The 20413-nt window shown below is 53.6% G+C and carries 20 protein-coding genes and 1 tRNA gene; 6 read left to right on the forward strand and 15 right to left on the reverse strand.

Annotated features, from left to right (window positions below; translation table 11 throughout):
- Positions 1–62: 62 nt before the first annotated feature.
- A complete protein-coding gene (locus tag ACT6RZ_RS10380) occupies positions 63–1082 on the reverse strand; it encodes a trypsin-like peptidase domain-containing protein (protein WP_444702041.1) in 1020 nt (339 codons plus the stop codon).
- A gap of 157 nt (positions 1083–1239) precedes the next feature.
- On the opposite strand from ACT6RZ_RS10380, the gene uvrB reads away from it, so the two are divergent.
- The 4 genes from uvrB (at position 1240) to ACT6RZ_RS10400 (ending at position 5043) form a co-directional block, all read left to right on the forward strand.
- Positions 1240–3273 (forward strand): excinuclease ABC subunit UvrB, encoded by a 2034-nt coding sequence (gene uvrB, locus ACT6RZ_RS10385; protein ID WP_444702042.1) that lies wholly within the window; start codon positions 1240–1242, stop codon positions 3271–3273.
- Positions 3270–3485: a SemiSWEET transporter gene (locus ACT6RZ_RS10390; protein WP_444702043.1), complete on the forward strand. Its 216-nt coding sequence runs from the start codon at positions 3270–3272 to the stop codon at positions 3483–3485. Before uvrB ends, ACT6RZ_RS10390 begins: the two co-directional genes overlap by 4 nt.
- Positions 3486–3588: 103 nt before the next feature.
- A complete protein-coding gene (gene galU, locus ACT6RZ_RS10395) occupies positions 3589–4458 on the forward strand; it encodes a UTP--glucose-1-phosphate uridylyltransferase GalU (RefSeq protein WP_444702044.1) in 870 nt (289 codons plus the stop codon).
- Positions 4459–4491: 33 nt separating this feature from the next.
- Entirely contained in the window at positions 4492–5043 is a 552-nt protein-coding gene (locus tag ACT6RZ_RS10400) for a hypoxanthine-guanine phosphoribosyltransferase (RefSeq protein WP_444702045.1), read from the forward strand.
- 133 nt (positions 5044–5176) lie between these two features.
- Here the strand turns inward: ACT6RZ_RS10400 and ACT6RZ_RS10405 are convergent, their stop codons facing one another.
- The 11 genes from ACT6RZ_RS10405 to guaB all read right to left on the reverse strand — a co-directional run bounded on the left by ACT6RZ_RS10405 (position 5177) and on the right by guaB (position 17406).
- On the reverse strand, positions 5177–6634 hold the full coding sequence (locus tag ACT6RZ_RS10405; protein ID WP_444702046.1) for an acetamidase/formamidase family protein: 1458 nt from the start codon (positions 6632–6634) through the stop codon (positions 5177–5179).
- Between the two features lie 652 nt (positions 6635–7286).
- A tRNA-Ser gene (locus ACT6RZ_RS10410) sits at positions 7287–7377 on the reverse strand.
- Between the two features lie 112 nt (positions 7378–7489).
- Entirely contained in the window at positions 7490–8872 is a 1383-nt protein-coding gene (locus ACT6RZ_RS10415) for an ATP-binding protein (protein WP_444702047.1), read from the reverse strand.
- Positions 8873–8886: 14 nt separating this feature from the next.
- On the reverse strand, positions 8887–9648 hold the full coding sequence (locus ACT6RZ_RS10420) for a response regulator (protein ID WP_444702048.1): 762 nt from the start codon (positions 9646–9648) through the stop codon (positions 8887–8889).
- Between the two features lie 81 nt (positions 9649–9729).
- Positions 9730–10221, reverse strand: coding sequence for a Spy/CpxP family protein refolding chaperone (locus ACT6RZ_RS10425; protein WP_444702049.1), 492 nt, complete (start codon positions 10219–10221; stop codon positions 9730–9732).
- Between the two features lie 152 nt (positions 10222–10373).
- On the reverse strand, positions 10374–11969 hold the full coding sequence (locus ACT6RZ_RS10430) for an ABC-F family ATPase (protein WP_442586668.1): 1596 nt from the start codon (positions 11967–11969) through the stop codon (positions 10374–10376).
- A gap of 57 nt (positions 11970–12026) precedes the next feature.
- Positions 12027–12632 carry a nitroreductase family protein gene (locus ACT6RZ_RS10435; RefSeq protein ID WP_444702050.1) on the reverse strand — a complete coding sequence of 202 codons (606 nt, stop codon included), beginning with the start codon at positions 12630–12632 and terminating at the stop codon, positions 12027–12029.
- 8 nt (positions 12633–12640) lie between these two features.
- Positions 12641–13138, reverse strand: a complete 498-nt coding sequence (locus tag ACT6RZ_RS10440) for a GreA/GreB family elongation factor (RefSeq protein WP_444702051.1) — start codon at positions 13136–13138, stop codon at positions 12641–12643.
- 37 nt (positions 13139–13175) lie between these two features.
- A complete protein-coding gene (gene trpS, locus ACT6RZ_RS10445) occupies positions 13176–14195 on the reverse strand; it encodes a tryptophan--tRNA ligase (protein WP_444702052.1) in 1020 nt (339 codons plus the stop codon).
- A 45-nt stretch (positions 14196–14240) separates the two neighbouring features.
- The gene (guaA, locus tag ACT6RZ_RS10450) at positions 14241–15848 is read right to left on the reverse strand and encodes a glutamine-hydrolyzing GMP synthase (RefSeq protein ID WP_444702053.1); all 1608 of its coding nucleotides are present in this window, start codon (positions 15846–15848) and stop codon (positions 14241–14243) included.
- Between the two features lie 100 nt (positions 15849–15948).
- Positions 15949–17406, reverse strand: coding sequence for an IMP dehydrogenase (guaB, locus tag ACT6RZ_RS10455; protein WP_444702054.1), 1458 nt, complete (start codon positions 17404–17406; stop codon positions 15949–15951).
- Between the two features lie 169 nt (positions 17407–17575).
- Between guaB and ACT6RZ_RS10460 the strand changes: the two genes are divergently transcribed.
- Complete coding sequence (locus tag ACT6RZ_RS10460) at positions 17576–18067, forward strand: DUF4124 domain-containing protein (protein WP_444702055.1); 492 nt, start codon at positions 17576–17578, stop codon at positions 18065–18067.
- Positions 18068–18078: 11 nt separating this feature from the next.
- On the opposite strand, the gene ACT6RZ_RS10465 is transcribed toward ACT6RZ_RS10460, so the two are convergent.
- Together ACT6RZ_RS10465 and ACT6RZ_RS10470 are read right to left on the reverse strand one after the other, a co-directional pair.
- Complete coding sequence (locus ACT6RZ_RS10465) at positions 18079–18432, reverse strand: RnfH family protein (RefSeq protein WP_444702056.1); 354 nt, start codon at positions 18430–18432, stop codon at positions 18079–18081.
- A 26-nt stretch (positions 18433–18458) separates the two neighbouring features.
- The gene (locus ACT6RZ_RS10470) at positions 18459–18893 is read right to left on the reverse strand and encodes a type II toxin-antitoxin system RatA family toxin (protein ID WP_444702057.1); all 435 of its coding nucleotides are present in this window, start codon (positions 18891–18893) and stop codon (positions 18459–18461) included.
- 47 nt (positions 18894–18940) lie between these two features.
- Here ACT6RZ_RS10470 and smpB point away from each other — a divergent pair, with 47 nt between their 5' ends.
- On the forward strand, positions 18941–19429 hold the full coding sequence (smpB, locus tag ACT6RZ_RS10475; RefSeq protein ID WP_444702122.1) for an SsrA-binding protein SmpB: 489 nt from the start codon (positions 18941–18943) through the stop codon (positions 19427–19429).
- Positions 19430–19492: 63 nt separating this feature from the next.
- Here smpB and ACT6RZ_RS10480 read toward each other — a convergent pair whose 3' ends face one another.
- Positions 19493–20332, reverse strand: a complete 840-nt coding sequence (locus tag ACT6RZ_RS10480; RefSeq protein ID WP_444702058.1) for an NAD(P)H-hydrate dehydratase — start codon at positions 20330–20332, stop codon at positions 19493–19495.
- Positions 20333–20413 lie beyond the last annotated feature (81 nt).

A 20413-nucleotide genomic window follows, 5' to 3' on the forward strand; every position in this document is an offset into this window, starting at 1 on the left:
ACATTTTACGCAAAAATGACCTGTCGTGGAAGCCAGCGGCCAGCGTTTTTTGCCGGTTTAACTCATTGTTTCTGGCAGTTTTTCTCGCAATGCAGGTAATTCTGGTACACAGACACCAGCAGCGGGTCGATTTTCTGCAATTGCAGTTCCACCTCTTTCACTGTTTTATCGTCGCCAAGCAGCTGGGCGACTTCGCCGCGCCTGAACCAGGCTTCGACAAACTGGCCGTCCAGCGTCACCGCTTTCTGGAAAGCAAGGGCGGCGGCATCCAGCTGCTTCAGTGACTGTTCGGCCAGGCCCAGGCTGAACCAGGCATCGGCATTGTTGGTCTCCTGCTGTGTCCAGAGCATGCTTATTTTCTCTAGACCAGGCCAATCCTGGCGCGATTCCGGCACGGCGGCGCGCATGTAATAAGGTTTTTTATCCTCATCTTCTTCCCACAGGGCTTTGCCACGCACCGGGAACTCGGTCGTGGCTGGCATTTTTTCCAGCGTCTCCAGCCATTCTACCGGCAGTGCAAAGTGTATGCTGCCGCCATGGCCGGCGGTTTTAAAGGTGTTGATGCCAACCAGGCGGCCATCCATATCAAATAAGCCACTGCCGCTGGCGCCCATCAGGAACTTTGCACTGCTGCGTATCATATTGCCGGATGGGGTAGGGTACAGGCCCTGGATCTCACCTATGGAAGTGATAGGCGCGGGCACCCCGTTGGAGTGGCCGATCGCGCTGATCTCCTGCCCGCGCACCAGGGCGTAGCTGTTACCGCGAGCTACCGGTTTGAATGGCAGGGTAGGCGAGCTGACCACACACAGGTCGTGCCAGACATCGGCGCGTACGCTGGTGATAGGGTAGGTGTCTTCTCCACGCGACACCCAGGGTTGTTTGGTAGCGCGCAAGACATGGCAATTGGTGACTACAGTATGGTCAGCGATGACCACGCCCGAGCCATAAGCCATGCCGCCGTTCTCATTGTAGCCACGTATCATGACCACGCCGAAATAAGCTTCCATCATGGCCTGCTGGTTGTAAGCCTGCGCTGCTGAGGAGAGTAGTACGATGCAAACCGATAACAGAAGCTTCAAGCGATTCCCCAGGGTGATTTTGCCAGCATTCAAAAAAGGACCACTTTTTACCGCTAAAAGTTCTCTGAAAAGCCTGTGCTTTCAAATGTAAATCACGCGCCTGATGAACTAAAAACGGTTAAAATGACACTATTGTATATTTCATCAGATTGTTTTTGTGATCGTCACCTTTCCAGGTAGCAAGTTTGAGTTGCATCAGCCTTTTCCCCCGGCTGGAGATCAGCCACAGGCCATTGAAAAACTCACCAAGGGCATTGAAGATGGTTTGAAGTTTCAGACCCTGCTCGGCGTGACCGGCTCGGGTAAGACTTATACCATGGCCAACGTGATCGCGCGTACCGGCAAACCTGCCATCGTCATGGCGCCCAACAAGACGCTGGCGGCGCAGTTATACAGTGAATTCAGGGAGTTCTTTCCCAATAATGCGGTGGAATATTTCGTCAGTTACTATGACTATTACCAGCCGGAAGCCTACGTACCCTCACGCGACCTGTTTATCGAGAAAGACTCCAGCATCAACGAGCATATCGAGCAGTTGCGGCTTGCAGCCACCAAGGCCTTGCTTGAGCGTGAAGATGCGGTGATCGTGGCTACCGTGTCTGCCATTTATGGTATCGGCGACCCCGGTGAATATCATGGCATGGTACTGCATGTGCACCAGGGCCTGAAGATCGCGCAAAAAGATGTCGTCTTGCGCCTGATCGCCATGCAGTATGACCGCAACGACTTTGATTTTGGCCGTGGCTGTTTCCGCGTGCGCGGTGACATCATTGATGTGTTCCCTTCTGAAAACAGTGAAACAGCGGTACGCATCAGCCTGTTTGATGATGAGATAGACAGCATACAGTTGTTTGACCCGTTGACCGGCCAGGTCTTCAACAAGATCCATAACTTCCGTATTTTCCCTTCCAGCCATTATGTGACTGCGCGTGAAGCGACCGTGCGGGCGATGGAAACCATCAAGGTCGAATTGCGCGACCGCGTGGCGACTTTTCTGGCGGATGGCAAACTGGTAGAAGCGCAACGCATCGAACAGCGCACGCGGTTCGATCTGGAAATGCTCAACGAGATCGGTTTCTGCAAAGGCATTGAAAACTACAGCCGCCATTTGACCGGCCGCAACCCCGGCGACCCGCCGCCGACCTTGATCGATTATTTACCGGCGCAGGCCCTGATGATCATAGATGAAAGCCATGTCACCGTGCCGCAGATAGGCGGCATGTACCTGGGTGACCGTTCACGCAAATCCAATCTGGTCGATTATGGCTGGCGCCTGCCTTCAGCCATGGATAACCGTCCGCTCAAGTTTGAAGAGTTTGAGCGCATCATGCGCCAGTGCGTGTTTGTCTCGGCCACACCGGCAGATTACGAAAAGAACCACCAGCAACAAGTGGTGGAAATGATCGCCCGCCCGACCGGCCTGGTCGACCCGAAGATCATAGTCAAACCGGCAGATACGCAAGTGGATGACCTGCTGGGCGAGATCAGGGAGCGCGTGGCGGTGGGTGAACGCGTGCTGACCACCACGCTGACCAAACGCATGGCAGAAGACCTCACTGATTACCTGTCTGAACATGGCGTGAAAGTGCGCTACCTGCACAGCGATATTGAAACGGTGGAACGGGTGGAGATCATACGCGACCTGCGTCTGGGCGAGTTTGATGTGCTGGTGGGTATCAATCTGCTGCGCGAAGGCCTGGATATCCCGGAAGTCTCGCTGGTTGCGGTGCTGGATGCGGATAAAGAAGGATTCTTGCGTTCTGAACGTTCACTGATACAGACCGCAGGCCGTGCGGCGCGTAACCTGAATGGCAAGGTCATCTTTTACGCTAACAAGATCACCCGCAGCATGAAGCTGGCGATGGACGAAGCCGATCGCCGCCGTGCGATCCAGGAAGCTTTCAATGCCGAGCACGGCATCACCCCCAAAGGCGTGACCAAACGTATCAAGGATATCATTGAAGGCGTATACGACAAGGATGAGGCGCACCGCGAGCGTAAGGCCGCGCAAGAGCAGGCCAGCTACGAAAACATGAGCGAAAAAACGCTGATGAAAGAACTGAAACGTATTGAAAAAGCCATGCACGACGCCGCCAAGAACCTTGAGTTTGAAAAAGCGGCCCAGTTCCGTGACCAGTTTAAAAAGCTCAAGTTGCAGGCTTTCGGTGCCGAAGTAGAAGATTTGAAATGATCAGCTTAAATGCCTGTATTGGCTCTATAGCGGCCATCTGCACTACGGTAGCATTTGTGCCACAGGTGATCAAATCGTGGCGCACGCGGGATCTGAGTGGAATCTCGCTGCCTATGTACACGATTTTCACCCTGGGTGTCATTTTATGGCTGGTGTATGGATTATTGATCAGTGATTGGCCGGTGATCGTTGCCAATGCGATCACTGCATAACTGGCAGGTGTGGTTCTTTTGTTAAAATTGAAATCAATTGCACGCTGCTAATGTCAGATTGATATTATTTATTTTATAACTAGAAATTTCTTAGGATATGACCATGAAAAGAATTACAAAAGCAGTGTTTCCTGTTGCCGGGTTAGGGACCCGTTTTCTGCCGGCGACCAAAGCCAGCCCCAAGGAAATGTTGCCTATCGTAGACAAACCACTAATTCAATACGCCGCTGAAGAGGCGATCGCCGCTGGTGCCACCGAGTTGATCTTTATCACCGGCCGTAACAAACGTTCTATCGCTGACCACTTTGATAAAGCCTATGAGCTGGAAGCCGAGCTCGAAGCCGCCGGTAAACAAAAGTTGCTGGATATCGTACACAGCATTTTGCCCAAAGGCGTGAGCTGCGTGTTTATCCGCCAGTCACAGGCCCTGGGCCTTGGGCATGCAGTGTTATGTGCCAAACCTGTGGTAGGTAACGAGCCGTTTGCCGTGCTGCTGGCAGATGACCTGTTGTGTGGCGATGTGTCTATCACTAAACAGATGGTGGATATCTACGAGCAAAACCAATGCTCTATCCTGGGCATTGAAACAGTTGCCCCTGAAGAAACCAGCAGCTATGGCGTGGTGGATGCAGTGCCGGAAACTGATGATCTGCTGTTAGTCAAAGGCATGGTAGAGAAGCCAAAGCCGGAAGAAGCCCCATCCAACCTGGCGGTGGTCGGCCGTTATGTCTTATCGCCACGTATTTTTGACTGCCTGGAAAAGGTAAAACCAGGCAAGGGTGGTGAAATACAGCTGACTGATGGTATTGCTGCTTTAATGGAATTTGAAAAAGTGAAAGCCTACCGCTATAAAGGCAAACGCTATGATTGCGGTAGCAAGCTGGGCTTTATGCAAGCCAACGTTGAGCTGGCACTAAAACATGATGAGATCTCAGACAGCTTCAGGGAATACCTGAAAACACTGGCGATCTGATCCTGTATTCAAGTCACTTTTATATAGAACAGCATGCAAGATCCCAACACCCGGTCGCCCGACTACTGGCTTGACAACTCTGAGCTTGTGTTCAGTGCGGCCGAGGTAGCGCAGGCACTGGACCAGATGGCCCATGCCTTGCAGGCCAGGTTGGCCGCTCAACCCATTCTGCTGTTATGCGTGATGCGTGGCGGGCTTTACCTGGCCGGGCAGTTGATGCAAAGGCTGCAACTGCCGGCGCGCCTGGATTACCTGCAAGCCAATCGTTACCATGGCACTGCCGGCAGTGACATCGTCTGGGCCAGGCTGCCGGAGTTCGACCTCAGTGGACAAACCGTCGTCGTGCTGGACGATATTCTGGATGAAGGGATCACCCTGGCGGCAGTGGTGCAGCATTGCCAGCAGGCGAATGCCAAACAGGTGCTGACTGCCGTGCTGACTGAGAAAGATAACGGTCTGGCCAAACCCTTAAAAGCAGACGTGGTCGGCTTAAACGTACCCAACCGCTATGTGTTTGGCTGTGGCATGGATGTGTATGGCTGGTGGCGCAACTTGCCGGAGATACGGGCGTTGAAAGAAAGCTAAACGTCCTGTTGAAGAAAAGCAGAAAGCCGGTTTAGCCTGAGGCAACCGGCTTTTTTCATTTGGGCTGGCAGGGGCAATGCCCAAACGCTTGCCAGCCTCGTGATCAGGTTTTGTGGGATCAGATTTTGTGCGATCAGGTTTTGCGTGGCGGGAATATGCTTTTTTTCACCAGGGCGTGTACGCCCCAGTTGCCATCGACTACCTGGGTGATACCAAAGTCTACTGCAATAGACATCAGCGAAATAGCCTCATCTTCGCTTAATCCCTGCGTACTCATCAGAAAATCACGCATCTTGCGATAAGCATCGCGCAAGGCCAGATCGACTGAAGATTTGGCGAAAATGCTGTTCTGTGCATCCGCACCCAAATCAGCCAGATAGTTAGGGTAGCTGAAGCCATGCAGCAACCATTCATCCTGCGTTTCCAGCAATGGATATTTCAGGCTTTCGAGCGGGGTGCCGGGCAGACTGGCTTTTTTATGCAGTATCAGCTGGAAGGTGCCGGTGAGTGAGCATTCGATCGCGGTGCCACACAGCTCGGAATCACCTTGTGACGCATGCGGGTCACCGACCGAGAATAAACCGCCTGCCACCGACACCGGGTAATACAGGGTCGCGCCTTTGCCTATGCGCCAGTTATCTATATTGCCGCCGGTATAGCTGGGCGGGATAGAATTGACCATGTCCGCTTCGGCTGGCGCCACGCCCATGGTGCCAAAGTGCGGACGTATGGGCACACGCACATTTTTAAGCACATTGTGGTTTTCCTGTATGGTTTTGTGGTCTACCGGCACCCCTGGATAATCAATGATAGGGTGCACTACGCCAAACGGGTCAGTTTGCGGTGTCCAGCGGAAGTTATAGACGGCACTGGCGTAATTTCTTTCGCCTGTCGCATCCACCTCATAAATAGTGATGACTTCACGTTTCTTGGGTTCTTCTACCGTATCGCCGTAGTGAAAGCCCCACCAGGCCGCCGCATTACTGCCAAACGCCTTGCCTTTGTATAGCGGATTAGCACTGGCTCTCGGCGTGACATCGACAATGCGCACTTCCAGAATGTCGCCGGGTTCAGCCCCTTTAATGGCCACCGGCCCGGTGCAGATATGCACGCCCAAACCACCGCCAGCGCCGACCTTGGCATTCATGGCACCTATACCGCGGCGGTCCACTCCCTTGCGTTTGCTGTCCCAGTAAAAAACACTTTCTGCGCCGGGGTCACCGCGCACCATGCGTTCGGCGTCATCATTGGCGTGGTGGGTCAGGGTCTCCAGCGTCACATAATCGCCTGATTCAACTTCAATCAATGGCTTGAGTGATTTACTGAAGAAGCCCCAGTGCACAGTCTTATCATTGGCTGGCACATAGTAATGACTGGCCCGCCCGGCACCGGCACCTACCTTTGGGCTTTGAGCGAATGCACTCTGTGACATGGTAATGCCCAACGCACCCAATGCGGCCGTACTGCCGCCAACCGCGAACGCATCTTTCAGAAATGAACGCCTGGCCTCGTGAAACTCTTCTTTAATCAGCCCCTCGTTTTCCGGGGTGATGCCATGATTACAACCGGGACTACAAGTATGTTCCGCCATTTTAAAGACTCCACTGTATTAAAAAATCACAAATGCGTTGTTCAAAATCGCGTGATTCTGAAACTTGATCATGGCCAGTTCACTGCTGATCGCAGGCTTGTATATAGCCCATGCCTTGAATACGATTTTTATGCGCTGATCTTGCGCAGGGGGAGTGGCAAGAGGGCAGTGTGCATCCAGTGCCAGGGCTCAGGGCTGGCACGACTTATGGCACTATGCTCGCACCTAAGGCCTTGTTTATTAATACGTTAAACAACGTAGGCCGTCACAGGCTGATATTTTTAATCGAAGATGCAGCGACTAAGCTTGCAAGTGGCTTGAATGAAACGCTAACGTCAGCGCTGTGGTGTTGGCAGAGGATAAAAAAAGAAAAGGCACCCTTTGACAGGTGCCCTTAAACTCGGAGACTACATACAAACTAAATATGGGGATGGGGCTGATTCGCCCAGGATGAAACAAGTCGCCTCGTTTCAGCCTGTCCTAGTCGACAAATTAGCCCTTAGCTAGAATGCAGGGAATCATTAATCGTGTATATGGGAGTTATTCCCGAATTTTCTTGAGTGGGACCCCGGCGATCACAGGCAGGTGTCTGGGAATTGTTTGAGGTTATCTGTAAGCTAGCAGTGCGCTTTGAGCGCTGTACTGCCAACGCTGGCGGAGAAGGAGGGATTCGAACCCTCGATGCGTTTTCACGCATGCCTGATTTCGAGTCAGGTACATTCAACCAGCTCTGCCACTTCTCCTATCTTGCACAGGCAACCACTGCCTGGCAACGGCAATAGTCTACACCGGGCGCATGGCGGGTTTCAATATAAATCTGGCTTGCCAATATGTTAGCCCGGCTATGTCAGTACCTTAGTTCAAAGGCAATTCGATATGGATGATGAGCCCTGACGCAGGCGCCGGTTTGTTGCTCAGGGTCATGCTGCCGCCGTGTTTTTCAACGATCATGCGCGCGATCGATAGCCCCAGCCCGGTACCGCCAGTGTGGCGCGAGCGCGAATCTTCCAGCCTGCGGAATGGTTCCAGCACGGTTGCGAGTTCTTGTTCAGGAATACCCGGGCCTTCATCGGTGATGATGCAGGTCACGCGCTTATCGTCGCGCTGTATGGTAAGAGCGGGCGCCAGGGCGTAGTGTATGGCATTATTGAGCAGGTTATTCAGGCAGCGGGTGAGCAGGTGCGCCGAGCCCATGATGGTGATGGCTTCGGCCGGCAATGTTTTGTTGATCGGGTAGCCTGCTTCTTCAAAGTCATCACACACGGCGTTGGCGAGGGCGGTCAGGTCTACGCGGTTCTTATCTATGCTGTCACTGCATAACCGGGCAAAGTCCAGGCCTTCACGCACCATCTCCTGGGTGGCGGTGAGGTCTTTGACCAGGCTTTGCTTGAGTTCCGGGTCTTTGACTTTTTCCAGCCGCAAGCGTAAACGGGTCAACGGTGTCTGCAGATCATGCGCGATCGCGCCGAGGATGAAGCCGCGTTCCTGCACGTGATTGAGGATGCTGCGCTGCATCTCGTTAAAGGCTTTGGCGGCATGGCGCACTTCAGTGGAGCCCTGGTTTTCAGGCAGGGGTGGATGTTCTATATTGCGTGCCAGTTGCAGGGCGGCGTTTGCCAGTTTGCGCAAGGGTTGCGTCGCCACCGAGGCTACCACCCAGATGATGCTGATCAGCCCGAGCAAGGCCAGCAGAAAGGCGAGCGGGTTACGTTCTGCCGGGTGACCGGGAGGCGGTCTATGGCCGCCATAACGCAGCTGGATCAGCACTGGCGTGTTATCCTGCAAATGGGTATATACCGCCAGGCAATACCCTTGCAGTTGCGGCGGCGTAGGGCCAAAGCCGGAAGGCGGTGGAGGCGGGCGGTTGCGCGGGGCGCACTGATCCAGCGCCAGGATACTGATATGATCCGCGATTTCCGGCACCAGCAAAGTATTCAGGTTGGCAAGTTCTGCCGGCAGGGTCTGGGCATTTTGTGGTGGCCTGGCGTGCAGTTTCAGGCTGCTGCCCATGCGGTTGAACACTTGCTGGATCTCCTGGCGCTTCTCCGGCACGGTGATCTCAAGGATGCGTATCATGCTTTCAATACGGTCAAACGCAAACTGATCACGCAGGCGTGATTCATTGACGCGTGAGTCGCGTTGCCCCAGCATATTGACCACGGTCGCTGTCAGCAGGATACCGATGACAGTGATGAGGAAGATTCTGACAGACATCGCCCCTAGCAGGTTTTTCAACATAGCCTCAAGCCTCATTATTTGAGATAGCGCACATTGGCGGTGAGCAGGTAACCTTCATTGCGCAAGGTTTTAATCACAGTGGGATTTTTGCTATCCACTTCGACCTTTTGCCGTATCCTGCTGATCTGCAAGTCTATAGACCTGTCAAACGGGCCAGCTTCACGGCCGTGCATTTCTTCCATCAGCTGGTCGCGGCTGAGCGGGCGGTTGGCGTGCAATAACATAAAGCGCAAGAACTTGAATTCTGCGTTAGAGAGCGGGATGCTGGTATTGAGTTTATCGATCAATGTGCGGTTCTGAATGTCCAGCGTCCATTCGTTAAAGGCAATAAAGCGCAGAATGCCGTTATCCAGCTCTTCTACATGCTTACCTGAATTTTCAGCCGCCATGCGGCTACGACGCACTACGCTGCGTATGCGTGAAAGTAATTCTAGCGGCTCGAACGGTTTGGCCACATAATCATCCGCGCCAGTCTCCAGGCCCATGATGGTATCCAGCGAGCTGCTGCGCGCTGTCAGCATGATGATGGGGATGCTATGGTATTTGGGCGATTCACGCAGCTCTCTACACAGTTCTATGCCATTGCGCTGCGGCATATTGATATCGAGGATGACCACATCAGGTACTTTCTGCTGCAGCACCTGCCACATCTGTGCATGATTGGCGGCCTGATGGGTGCTCAGTTGATTTTCATGCAGAAAATCACACAGCAGATCGCGGATGGCGTCGTCATCATCTACCACCAGAACATGGGTTTCGTGGCTGGTTTCGGTCATCACTGGTTATCTCTTTGCGTTGAAGTAAATATTTGAGCACAAAACCGGCCATTCAGGCCGGTTTATAAGCATTAGCTACGATTATGATCGTGGCTTGTCCTGGTGTGGTTTGTCATGCTGCGGGCCGCCATGATCGTGACCACGTCCGCCATGATGAGGGTGCGGGAAGGCATTCTCGTCAAACACCTTTTTCTGCGCATCGTTCAATTGTGCATAGAAAGTGCGTATGGCTTTTGAACGCTCGGCCTGGCGTGCATCACGCGTTTTATCCCAGGCTTCCATTTTATCCAGGCGCTGTATGGTGCCCAGTTTGTCGAGTTCGGCAAAGTCAGGGTGCTCGCCTTTTTCCTTAGGCTTGATCTGCGCCTGATAGCTGTTCCAGGCGGTTTCCTGCGTCGCGTTCAGTTGTAGCACGGTGTGCAGTTTTTCCTGGTGCTTTTCAAAGTGCTCCAGTTTATGTTCTTGCCATTGGGCTTTGTCGAATTTACCTTTGCCACAAGTGGCGCCGTCTGCAAAGGCAGCCATAGAGACTAAAACCAGAGCACCTGCGATAGCCAGTTTTTTTAGTTTCATCATGTATCCTTCAGTCATCATTGCGAAATTGCAATGTTGACATTAAAACACCCGAATGTATCGGGTGTTTGTCAGGGCTGCAGGCTTATGTATCTGAATGTATCGCAAGCAAAGACGCAACAAGTGACGCAGCCACCTGGTACGTCATCGCTTTACTCTATACCCTGGCTGGCCAGGTAATCCTCATAGTTGCCAGTGAAATCAACGATGCCGTCGGCCTTGATCTCAATGATGCGGGTGGCGATAGAACTGACGAATTCCCTGTCATGGCTGACAAAGAACAGGGTGCCTTTATACTTGTCCAGCGCGGTGTTGAGCGCTTCTATGGATTCCATATCCATATGGTTGGTCGGTTCGTCCATCAGTAACACATTGGTTTTGGCCAGCATCAGCTTGCCATACAGCATGCGGCCTTTTTCACCACCTGACAGCACTTTGACTGATTTCTTGGTCGCCTCGGTGGGAAACAGCAGACGGCCCAGCATGCTGCGTACCGTGTTGTCATCATCACCTTGCTGGCGTTGTGCGGTCATCCATTCAAACAGGTCTTCACCTTTTTCAAACTCGTATTCATGGTCTTGCGCGAAATAACCGAGATTGGCTTTTTCTGCCCATTTCACTTCACCGTGCTTGGCTTGCAGGTCGCCAGCCAGGCAGCGCAAGAAGGTGGTTTTACCAATGCCGTTCTCGCCTATGATCGCTACTTTTTCACCGGCTTCAAACATCATTTCAACGCCATTGAACAAGGGTTTATCAAAGCCATGGCTGAGTTTTTTCAGCTCAACCGCATTGCGGTGCAGTTTTTCCCTCTCGTCATACTCAAAGCGGATAAACGGGTACTGGCGGCTGGAAGGCTTGAATTCCTCGACCTTGATCTTGTCGATCTGCTTGGCGCGGCTGGTGGCCTGTTTGGCTTTAGACGCATTGGCCGAGAAGCGGCGTACAAAGTCCTGCAGGTCAGCGATCTGCTGTTTGGCTTTGGCGTTGTCTTTGGCCTGCTGATTACGTGCAGCGATGCTGGCTTCCATGTAATCGTCATAGTTACCCGGGTAAGAGGTGATCTTGCCGTAATCCATGTCGCAGGTATGCGTACACACCTGATTCAGAAAGTGGCGGTCATGCGAGATGATCACCATGGTACAGTCACGGTTATTCACGATATCTTCCAGCCAGCGTATGGTGTTGATATCCAGGTTGTTGGTCGGCTCATCCAGCAGTAACACGTCCGGGTTGGCGAACAGGGCCTGCACCAGCAACACGCGCAGTTTCCAGCCTGGCGCAACCGCGCTCATAGGGCCGGTATGCTGCTCGATAGGGATACCAACGCCCAGCAGCAATTCGCCAGCACGCGCTTCAGCGGTGTAGCCGTCATACTCGGCGAACTCGCCTTCGAGTTCTGCCGCGCGCATGTAGTCATCCTCAGTCGCTTCGAGGTTGGCGTAGATCGCGTCACGCTCCTGCATGGCTTTCCACATCTGTTCGTGGCCCATCATGACCACATCCAGCACGCGCTGGTCTTCATAGGCGAACTGGTCCTGCTTCAGGAAAGCCATACGCTCGTTAGGGTCCAGGCTGATATTGCCGCTGCTGGGCTCCAGCACGCCGGCCAGAATCTTCATAAAGGTGGATTTTCCGCAACCATTAGCGCCTATCAGGCCATAACGGTTACCGTCGCCGAATTTAACGGAGACATTTTCAAACAGTGGCTTGGAGCCAAACTGCATGGTGATATTGTTTGCAACTAACATGCAAGAACTCTCAAAAAATAGTTAACTGGGGATGCGATCTTGTAAAAGGTGCGCAGCTTATTCAAAACGGTTATAGACGACGACTTCATGCATGGGCAGTTGCCCGCCGCGCGGTTTCGCTGCCTCCAATGCTTTGCCGACCACCACGAACATGACCGGCACATGGTCTGCCGGCAGGTTGATCAGTTTGGCAACGGCGTCAAACTCGAAGCCATCCATAGGGCAGGTGTCATAGCCCATTTCCTTGGCGGCCAGCATCAGCGTCATCGCCGCCATGCCGCCGGAACGCATGCCTTCATCGCGCTCGGCCTGGGCATGGTCCTGATAGTAGCCAAGGATAGCATTCACCAGATACTCGCGTACTGGTTCAGGCGCGCTGGCACAGTAACGGGCCGGATCTTTCTGCCAGGCTTTGAGGTCTACCGTTAAAATGATCAGCAAAGAGGCATCGGTGACCTGAGCCTGGTTCCAGCTGACGGCGCGAATCTGGTGACGCAGCACCGGGTCAGTCACCACCACAAAACGCCAGTGCTGGATATTGAATGCGGTCGGCGACAGCATGGCCAGCGACAGCAGCTGCTCTATCTCGGCTTCTGTCATGCGGTGGCTGGCGTCGTAGCTTTTAATCGAGCGCCGCTCGTGTATGGCTTGTGATACGTTCATGTGCTTCTTCAATATTCAATATTTAAAATGTCTAACTGCATGGCACCGGCCGGGCGTTGCCAAACGGTGCTGTCTCCCACCTTGCGGCCCAGCAATGCTTTTGCCAGCGGCGACACATAACTGACTTTGTGCTGGGCGATATCCGCTTCGTCTTCACCGACGATCTGGAACTGCTGCTGTTCACCGTCTTCATCTTCAACCGTGACTTTGGCGCCAAACAGCACTGTATGTTGTGGCTGCTGCTCTGGTGTGACCAGTTGAACAGACTCCAGCCTGGCGACAAAATAACGCAAGTCGCGATCTATCTCTGCCAGCTTTTGTTGCGCATTGGTTTCTTCCTTGCGCCTGGTGTATTCCGCGCGTTCGCTCTCTAGCGTTTTGGCGCTTTGCTGTAACTGCTGCAGGCCGGCAGGCGTCACATAATTTGCATGCGGACTGACAGGGCGCTCCGGCAGGTCAGTGCCAGCCCGTTCAAGGTCGTCTTCCTTTACAAATCCGCGACTCATGCTTTAGGTATCATCGTTTCCTGTTGGCTGAAATCTATTAGAAGTAAGTCAAGCCGAGCGCAGCTCTCACTTCACTCATGGTTTGTGCTGCCACTTCGCGTGCCTGCTCAGTGCCTTCACGCAGCAACTGCAAAATATAGCCTTTATCGTCAGCCAGTTCGGCACGGCGCGTGCGTATAGGTTCCAGCATTTCCTGCAATACTGCTTCCAGCCGTTTTTTTACTATGCTGTCTGCCAGGCCGCCACGCGTGTAATGCGCTTTGAGTTCGGCCACGGCCGCTTTGTCGGTATCAAACGCATCCAGGTAGGTAAAGGCAATATTGCCTTCTACATGGCCAGGGTCTTCTATCTTTAAGTGCAGCGGGTCGGTGTAGACTTTTTTCACCGCCTTGCTGATCTCGTCAGCAGTCGCCCCCAGGTTGATCACATTGCCCAGCGATTTACTCATTTTGGCTTTGCCATCAATGCCGGGCAAACGGCCCAGTTCCGGCACCAGCGCCTTGGTTTCCACCAGAATCTCCTTCCTGGTGCTGGCATTTTTATAGGTGCGGTTAAAGCGGCGTACGATCTCGTTGGTCTGTTCTATCATAGGGATCTGATCTTCGCCCACTGGCACCAGAGTCGCCTTGAATGCGGTGATATCTGCCGCCTGGCTGACCGGGTAGGTGAGAAAGCCGGCGGGAATATCGCGCTCAAAGTCGCGCAGACGGATCTCCTCTTTCACGGTCGGGTTTCTTTCCAGGCGCGCGACAGTGACCAGATTGAGGTAGTAAAACGCCAGTTCGGTCAGCTCAGGCACTTGTGACTGGATGAAAATGGTCGAGAGCTTGGGGTCTATGCCCACCGCCAGGTAATCCAGCGCCACTTCCACCACATTGCGGTGCACTTTATCAATATCATCCATATTGTCGGTCAGCGCCTGTGCGTCAGCCAGCATCACGTATTGCTTGTATTCGTGCTGGTATTTGACGCGGTTGCGCAAACTGCCGACAAAATGCCCCAGATGCAAAGGTCCGGTAGGGCGGTCGCCAGTGAGGATAATCGGTTTTGTGCTCATCGTCTTGTTCTCTGTTTAATGTGAGATCGAATCAAAAATCGGGGTTTATTCCCACTCTATGGTGGCCGGTGGTTTGCCGGAAATATCGTAAACCACCCGGTTGATGCCGCGCACTTCGTTAATGATGCGGTTGGATACTCTGCCTAACAGGCTATAAGGTAATTCTGCCCAGTGCGCAGTCATAAAGTCGCTGGTCACCACCGCACGCAGGGCCACCACATAGTCATAAGTGCGGCCATCGCCCATCACGCCTACCGATTTCACCGGCAGAAACACGGTAAAGGCCTGGCTGGTCAGGTCGTACCAGGTTTTGCCGGATTTTTCGTCTACGGTATTACGTAATTCTTCAATAAAAATGGCATCGGCACGTTGCAGTAGCAAGGCGAATTCGGCTTTCACTTCACCGAGGATACGTACGCCCAGGCCAGGGCCGGGGAAAGGGTGCCTGTAGACCATGTCGCGCGGCAAGCCCAGGGCGACGCCGAGTTCGCGTACTTCATCTTTAAACAGTTCACGCAATGGTTCCAGCAGCTTCAGGCCCAGCTGTTCCGGCAAACCGCCTACGTTGTGATGGCTTTTGATGGTAACGGCTTTCTTGGATTTGGCACCGCCGGATTCAATCACGTCCGGGTAGATAGTGCCTTGCGCCAGAAAGGTCGCGCCTTTGTGTCCACCGCCGCTGGCCTTGAGTTTGGCGGCTTCGGCCTTGAATACTTCTACAAACTCGCCGCCTATGATCTTGCGCTTGGCTTCCGGGTCACTGACCCCGGCCAGTTTGCCCATGAATTGCGCACTGGCATCGACACGGATCACATTCGCGTGCAGGCGGCCGGCAAACATTTCCATCACCATATCGCCTTCGTTGAGGCGCAACAGGCCGTGGTCTACGAATACGCAGGTCAGCTGGTCGCCAATGGCACGGTGTATCAATGCCGCAGCCACCGAGGAATCGACGCCGCCGGACAAGCCGAGGATGACTTCTTCATCACCGACTTGTGCCTTGATACTGGCCACGGCTTCGGCAATATAGTCGCCCATGACCCAGTCAGGTCTTGCGGCACAGATCTCTAGGACAAAACGCTCCAGCATGGCCTGGCCTTGTCTGGTATGCGTGACTTCAGGGTGAAACTGCACGGCGTAGAACTTGCGTTCTTCGTCGGCCATGGCGGCGATAGGGGTGGTGTCATTGCTGGCGATCACTTTAAAGCCGGCTGGCAACTCGGTGACTTTATCGCCATGGCTCATCCATACGTCTATCAGACCGTGACCTTGTTCATTGGTCGCATCCTGAATGTCGCGGAACAGCGCAGAGTGTCCACGTGCGCGTACCTGGGCATAGCCGAATTCGCGTTTCTGGCCTGCTTCTACCTTGCCGCCCAGTTGCTGCGCCATGGTTTGCATGCCATAGCAGATACCAAGCACCGGGATGCCGAGTTCAAACGCGGCCTGCGGCGCCTGATCGGTTTCCTCTTCATATACGCTGGCATGGCTGCCGCTGAGGATGATGCCGTCAGCACCAAAGTTGCGAACAAATTCGTCCGACACATCACAGGGATGGATTTCACAGTAGACATGAGCTTCGCGCACACGGCGGGCGATCAGCTGCGTTACTTGCGAACCGAAATCAAGAATAAGGATTTTTGAGTGAGACATTTTTTTAGCCACAGAGTGCACAGAGGACACAGGGGGGTCAGAGAAAAATCTCTGCGTCCTCTGTGTCCTCTGTGGCCAGGTTTAGTGTTTGAAAGTTAATTTAATCAATACGGTAGTTCGGTGCTTCTTTAGTGATCTGCACATCGTGCACATGCGATTCATGCATGCCGGCACTGGTGATCTGTACGAATTCGGCTTTGCTGCGCATGTCTTCAATCGTGGAGCAGCCGACATAACCCATGGAAGCACGCAGGCCACCCATCAGTTGATGCACGACTGCCACTACGCTGCCTTTGTAAGGCACACGGCCTTCAATGCCTTCAGGCACCAGCTTGTCAGCGTTGGAGCTTTCCTGGAAATAGCGGTCAGAAGAGCCTTTTTGCATGGCTCCGATAGAACCCATGCCACGATAAGACTTATAAGAACGGCCCTGGTATAACTCGACTTCGCCAGGCGCTTCTTCTGTACCGGCAAACATGCCACCCAGCATCACACTGTTGGCACCGGCTGCGATCGCTTTGGAAATATCACCTGAGAAACGGATACCGCCATCGGCAATAAAAGGCACGCCGGATTTTTCCAGCGCCTTGGCGACATTGCTGATGGCAGTGATCTGCGGCACACCGACACCGGCCACGATACGGGTAGTACAGATAGAGCCGGGGCCTATGCCGACTTTGACGCAATCGGCACCGTGGTCTACCAGTGCGAGCGCAGCATCGGCGGTGGCGATATTGCCGCCTATCACTTGCAGGTCAGGGTAACGGGTCTTGGCCCATTTCACGCGGTCGAGCACGCCTTGTGAGTGGCCATGCGCAGTATCCACCACGATAGCATCCACACCTGCTTCAACCAGGGCGGCGATACGTTCATCGGTACCGTCACCGACACCGACTGCAGCACCGACCAGCAAACGGCCTTTTTCATCTTTACAGGCCAGCGGATGGTCGCTGGATTTTTGTATGTCTTTAACGGTGATCAGGCCCTTGAGCTCATATTGCTCGCCTATCACCAGCAGGCGTTCCAGGCGGTGTTTATGCAGCAAACCCATGATCTCTTCGCGGCTGGCACCTTCACGTACTGTCACCAGGCGGTCTTGCGAGGTCATGACATTGCTGACAGCCTGGTCCAGGTTGGTCTCAAAACGCAGATCGCGGTTGGTGACTATGCCGACCACTTTGCCATCCTGCAATACCGGCAAGCCGGAGATCTTGTGATGCTTGGTCAGCTCTATCACTTCGCGCACTGTCATCGCCGGGTGTATGGTCACCGGGTCTATCACGACGCCGGATTCAAAGCGTTTGACGCGCGAGACGCGTGAAGCCTGCATCTCTATCGACATGTTCTTGTGGATGATACCCATGCCACCCAACTGTGCCAGTGCGATCGCCATGCGGGCTTCCGTCACGGTGTCCATGGCTGCAGAAAGTAGGGGGATGTTTAAAGTGATGCTTTTTGTGAGTTTTGTGCGCAAGCTGACATCACGAGGCATCACGGTAGAATGGGCTGGAACGAGTAAAACATCGTCAAAGGTTAGAGCTTGTTGCAACAAACGCATGTGGAATCCTTATCTCCAAAATATAATTATACCGATTTCGTTTTAGCTTGACAAAGCGTTTTGCATTTTTGGCTGCTAAAACAGCACTGTCTGGCATGGTTTATGCATGGCTATTTCGAATGCCGGGCATGGGCACAGACTGTTAAGGCGGGAATTGAACGTGAGATTAATGAAAGTGATTCGGAATATCGTATGCATGATTTGTATTTTGCATATACCCGCGCACGCCGAGATATATAAATGGCGTGATGCCAAAGGGGTGATGAATTATTCGGACGTGCCGCCAGCGGAAGGCAAGCAGGCAGCCCAGCAGATCAAAGCCACCAAAGTCTCCAGTGAATACCCGTTGACCCGCGCCGATGCTTATAAAGAGGATGTACCAGCCACCCCTGCAGATAACGATAGCGCGGCCGGAAAAGGCCAGTTGCGTAAGCCGCTCTCCGATGAAGCGGCGGCGGTGGCCCTGGCTGCAGAAACCCGTATGAAAGCGCAAAACTGTGCCGCCGCACGCTCTAATTACCGCAATTATGCGGTGGGCGGGCGCATGCAAAACGTCAACGAGCTCGGTGAGAAAGAGTATTTAAGCGATGAGCAGATCCGTGAGAATCTGGCCCGTGCCCAGTTCGAGATTGACGAAAATTGTCCAGTTGACGAACGCTGACCTGGCTAAGGTCAAGCTTTTTTGGGTTTTTGCTGACCAGTTTTGGCAGCCTGCTTTTTTTCGGTCAACTTATCTTTTAGCGCAGCTCGCAGTCTGCGAGCCTGTTTAGGGTCGGCGATCAGCGGCCGGTAGATCTCCACCCGGTCCAGGGCCTGTAATACAGTATCGCGACTGACTATCTTGCCAAACACGCCTATCTTGCACTGCTCAACCGATAGTTCAGGCAGCTCCTGCAACAGCCCTGATCGCTGAATGGCTTGCAGCGCAGTGGTCCCGCCGGGGACGCTGATCGCGATCAGCCACTGTTTCTGCGGCAGTGCATACGCGACTTCCACCGTCATCATATCTGTAAGCGCTTCACGCATGGATCACTGCACGCATAGATCCATCATCACTTGGAATAAAGCTTGTCGGCCTGTTTGACAAAGCTGTCGACAAACGTATTGGCGATATGGCTGAATACCGGCGCGATGATGCGTTCTATCAGGCCGTTGGCAAACACATATTCCAGTTTGAATTCGATTTTGCAGGCATCCTCACGCAAGGGGGTGAAGTGCCAGTGGCCGGTCAGCTGCTTGAACGGGCCATCCACCAGGGTGATATCCATCTGATGCGGAAACTGTTTGTGGTTGCGGGTGGTGAAGTGTTGCACTATGCCGTGGTAGCGGATATGGATGGTCGCCTGGGTCACCTGTTCTGTGCGTTCTAGCACGTCACTGCCGCCACACCACGGTAAAAAGCTGGCGTAATCCTCTACCGCGTCCACCAGTTGAAACATGGTTGCGCAGGAATGCATGACCAATACGGTTTTTTCTACTTGAGCCATTATTAACTATAGCGCCGGAACGGAGTTTGGTTTTGGGTTAAAATGCTATTTTAAGTGATTTAAGCCAGCAAACCAGCGTTATGACCATCGCGCAAAATAAAAAAGCGTTTTTTGACTACTTTATCGAAGAGAAGTACGAGGCCGGTGTCGTGCTCGAAGGCTGGGAAGTCAAGGCCATACGCGATAACCGTATCAACCTGAAAGAAGCCTATGTGGTGATCATGCGCGGCGAGATCTACCTGATAGGCTGCCACGTCACGCCCCTGGGGGCGGCTTCTACGCATGTGCGCCCTGATGCGATACGCACACGCAAGTTGCTGCTGCATAACGAAGAAATAGGCAAGCTGATCGGCAAGGTGGAACGTGCCGGTTACACCATAGTGCCGCTGGACATGCATTTCACGCGTGGCCGGGTGAAAGTGCAGATCGGCCTGGCAAAAGGCAAGAAACAGCATGACAAACGCGATGTGGAACGTGAAAAAGACTGGAAGCGTGAACAAAGCCAGTTGCTGAAAAACAAAGTGCGCAGCCGCTGATTTTTAGCCGCACTCTAATACTTGAGCTGTGAATAGCGCACCATTCTGTTAAATCTCAGACATTCAAGGCGTCAGCTGGCGCCACGCTACCGGGATCAGGCCCGGCAGATCATCAGCGATCAGACCTATCCCATACAATTCAGCCGCTCTGCTATGCAGCCATACCGCCGCCGCTGCCGCTTCAAATGCCGGCATGCCCTGCGCCAATAGCCCGGTGATCAAGCCCGCCAGTACATCGCCGGCACCTGCGGTGGCCAGGGTAGCGGGCGCATCCTGGTTGACGATGACGCGCCCATCAGGCGCCGCAATAATGGTGTTTGCGCCTTTAAGCAGAATAATGGCATTGGTTTGCCTGGCGGCAACCAGGGCCTGCTCTATCCTTTCAGGCAGCTGAGCTGCTGGCTGCAGGCCAAACAGCTTTTCAAACTCGCCGTCGTGCGGCGTCAGCACGCACTGGCCCAGGATGGCTTTTTTCAAGCTGTCTGATTTTCTGGCGAAGGCGGTGATCGCATCCGCATCTATCACCACCGGTTTGGCGGTTTGCAGCATGGTCAGTGTGGTCTGGCGGGTCTCCTTGCCAGGGCCTGCACCCGGGCCTATCAGAAAAGCGCCTGCCCTGGGGTCGTGTATCAGGCTGTATAGATCCAGCGTGCTGGCATAAGGTTTGGCCATGATGCTCAATAACTGGCTGGCGTAAATCGATAATGCTTCTGCCGGCACCGCGATCGCCGTGATGCCGGCGCCACTGCGCGCGGCGGCTAATGCCGCCAGCCTGGCGGCGCCTGTCACCGGGTATCCACCCTGGATCAGCACATAGCCACGGCTGTATTTATGGCTGTTGCTATGCGGCCTGGGCAATAAGGCCTGCCACAGGGCAGGCGAGTTGGACTGAGTGTGAGACATGGCTGGATTGTATGCTTGTATGTGTGGATTAGCGAGTTTGTGCAAGATTTTATCCCTTTGCTTCATTGTGGGCGAGGGGGC

The sequence above is a fragment of the Methylophilus sp. genome, assembly GCF_052437885.1.
Taxonomy (GTDB): domain Bacteria; phylum Pseudomonadota; class Gammaproteobacteria; order Burkholderiales; family Methylophilaceae; genus Methylophilus.

What these genes read in the sequence shown, in the direction of transcription:
- trpS (WP_444702052.1), bottom strand. Translation starts at nt 14,195, where the DNA reads ATGAGCACAAAACCGATTATCCTCACTGGCGACCGCCCTACCGGACCT.
- ACT6RZ_RS10440 (WP_444702051.1), bottom strand. Translation starts at nt 13,138, where the DNA reads ATGAGTCGCGGATTTGTAAAGGAAGACGACCTTGAACGGGCTGGCACT.
- ACT6RZ_RS10435 (WP_444702050.1), bottom strand. Translation starts at nt 12,632, where the DNA reads ATGAACGTATCACAAGCCATACACGAGCGGCGCTCGATTAAAAGCTAC.
- ACT6RZ_RS10470 (WP_444702057.1), bottom strand. Translation starts at nt 18,893, where the DNA reads ATGGCTCAAGTAGAAAAAACCGTATTGGTCATGCATTCCTGCGCAACC.
- ACT6RZ_RS10420 (WP_444702048.1), bottom strand. Translation starts at nt 9,648, where the DNA reads ATGACCGAAACCAGCCACGAAACCCATGTTCTGGTGGTAGATGATGAC.
- ACT6RZ_RS10430 (WP_442586668.1), bottom strand. Translation starts at nt 11,969, where the DNA reads ATGTTAGTTGCAAACAATATCACCATGCAGTTTGGCTCCAAGCCACTG.
- guaB (WP_444702054.1), bottom strand. Translation starts at nt 17,406, where the DNA reads ATGCGTTTGTTGCAACAAGCTCTAACCTTTGACGATGTTTTACTCGTT.
- ACT6RZ_RS10425 (WP_444702049.1), bottom strand. Translation starts at nt 10,221, where the DNA reads ATGAAACTAAAAAAACTGGCTATCGCAGGTGCTCTGGTTTTAGTCTCT.
- galU (WP_444702044.1), top strand. Translation starts at nt 3,589, where the DNA reads ATGAAAAGAATTACAAAAGCAGTGTTTCCTGTTGCCGGGTTAGGGACC.
- ACT6RZ_RS10465 (WP_444702056.1), bottom strand. Translation starts at nt 18,432, where the DNA reads ATGCGTGAAGCGCTTACAGATATGATGACGGTGGAAGTCGCGTATGCA.
- ACT6RZ_RS10390 (WP_444702043.1), top strand. Translation starts at nt 3,270, where the DNA reads ATGATCAGCTTAAATGCCTGTATTGGCTCTATAGCGGCCATCTGCACT.
- ACT6RZ_RS10415 (WP_444702047.1), bottom strand. Translation starts at nt 8,872, where the DNA reads ATGTTGAAAAACCTGCTAGGGGCGATGTCTGTCAGAATCTTCCTCATC.
- guaA (WP_444702053.1), bottom strand. Translation starts at nt 15,848, where the DNA reads ATGTCTCACTCAAAAATCCTTATTCTTGATTTCGGTTCGCAAGTAACG.
- ACT6RZ_RS10480 (WP_444702058.1), bottom strand. Translation starts at nt 20,332, where the DNA reads ATGTCTCACACTCAGTCCAACTCGCCTGCCCTGTGGCAGGCCTTATTG.
- ACT6RZ_RS10460 (WP_444702055.1), top strand. Translation starts at nt 17,576, where the DNA reads ATGAAAGTGATTCGGAATATCGTATGCATGATTTGTATTTTGCATATA.
- ACT6RZ_RS10405 (WP_444702046.1), bottom strand. Translation starts at nt 6,634, where the DNA reads ATGGCGGAACATACTTGTAGTCCCGGTTGTAATCATGGCATCACCCCG.
- ACT6RZ_RS10400 (WP_444702045.1), top strand. Translation starts at nt 4,492, where the DNA reads ATGCAAGATCCCAACACCCGGTCGCCCGACTACTGGCTTGACAACTCT.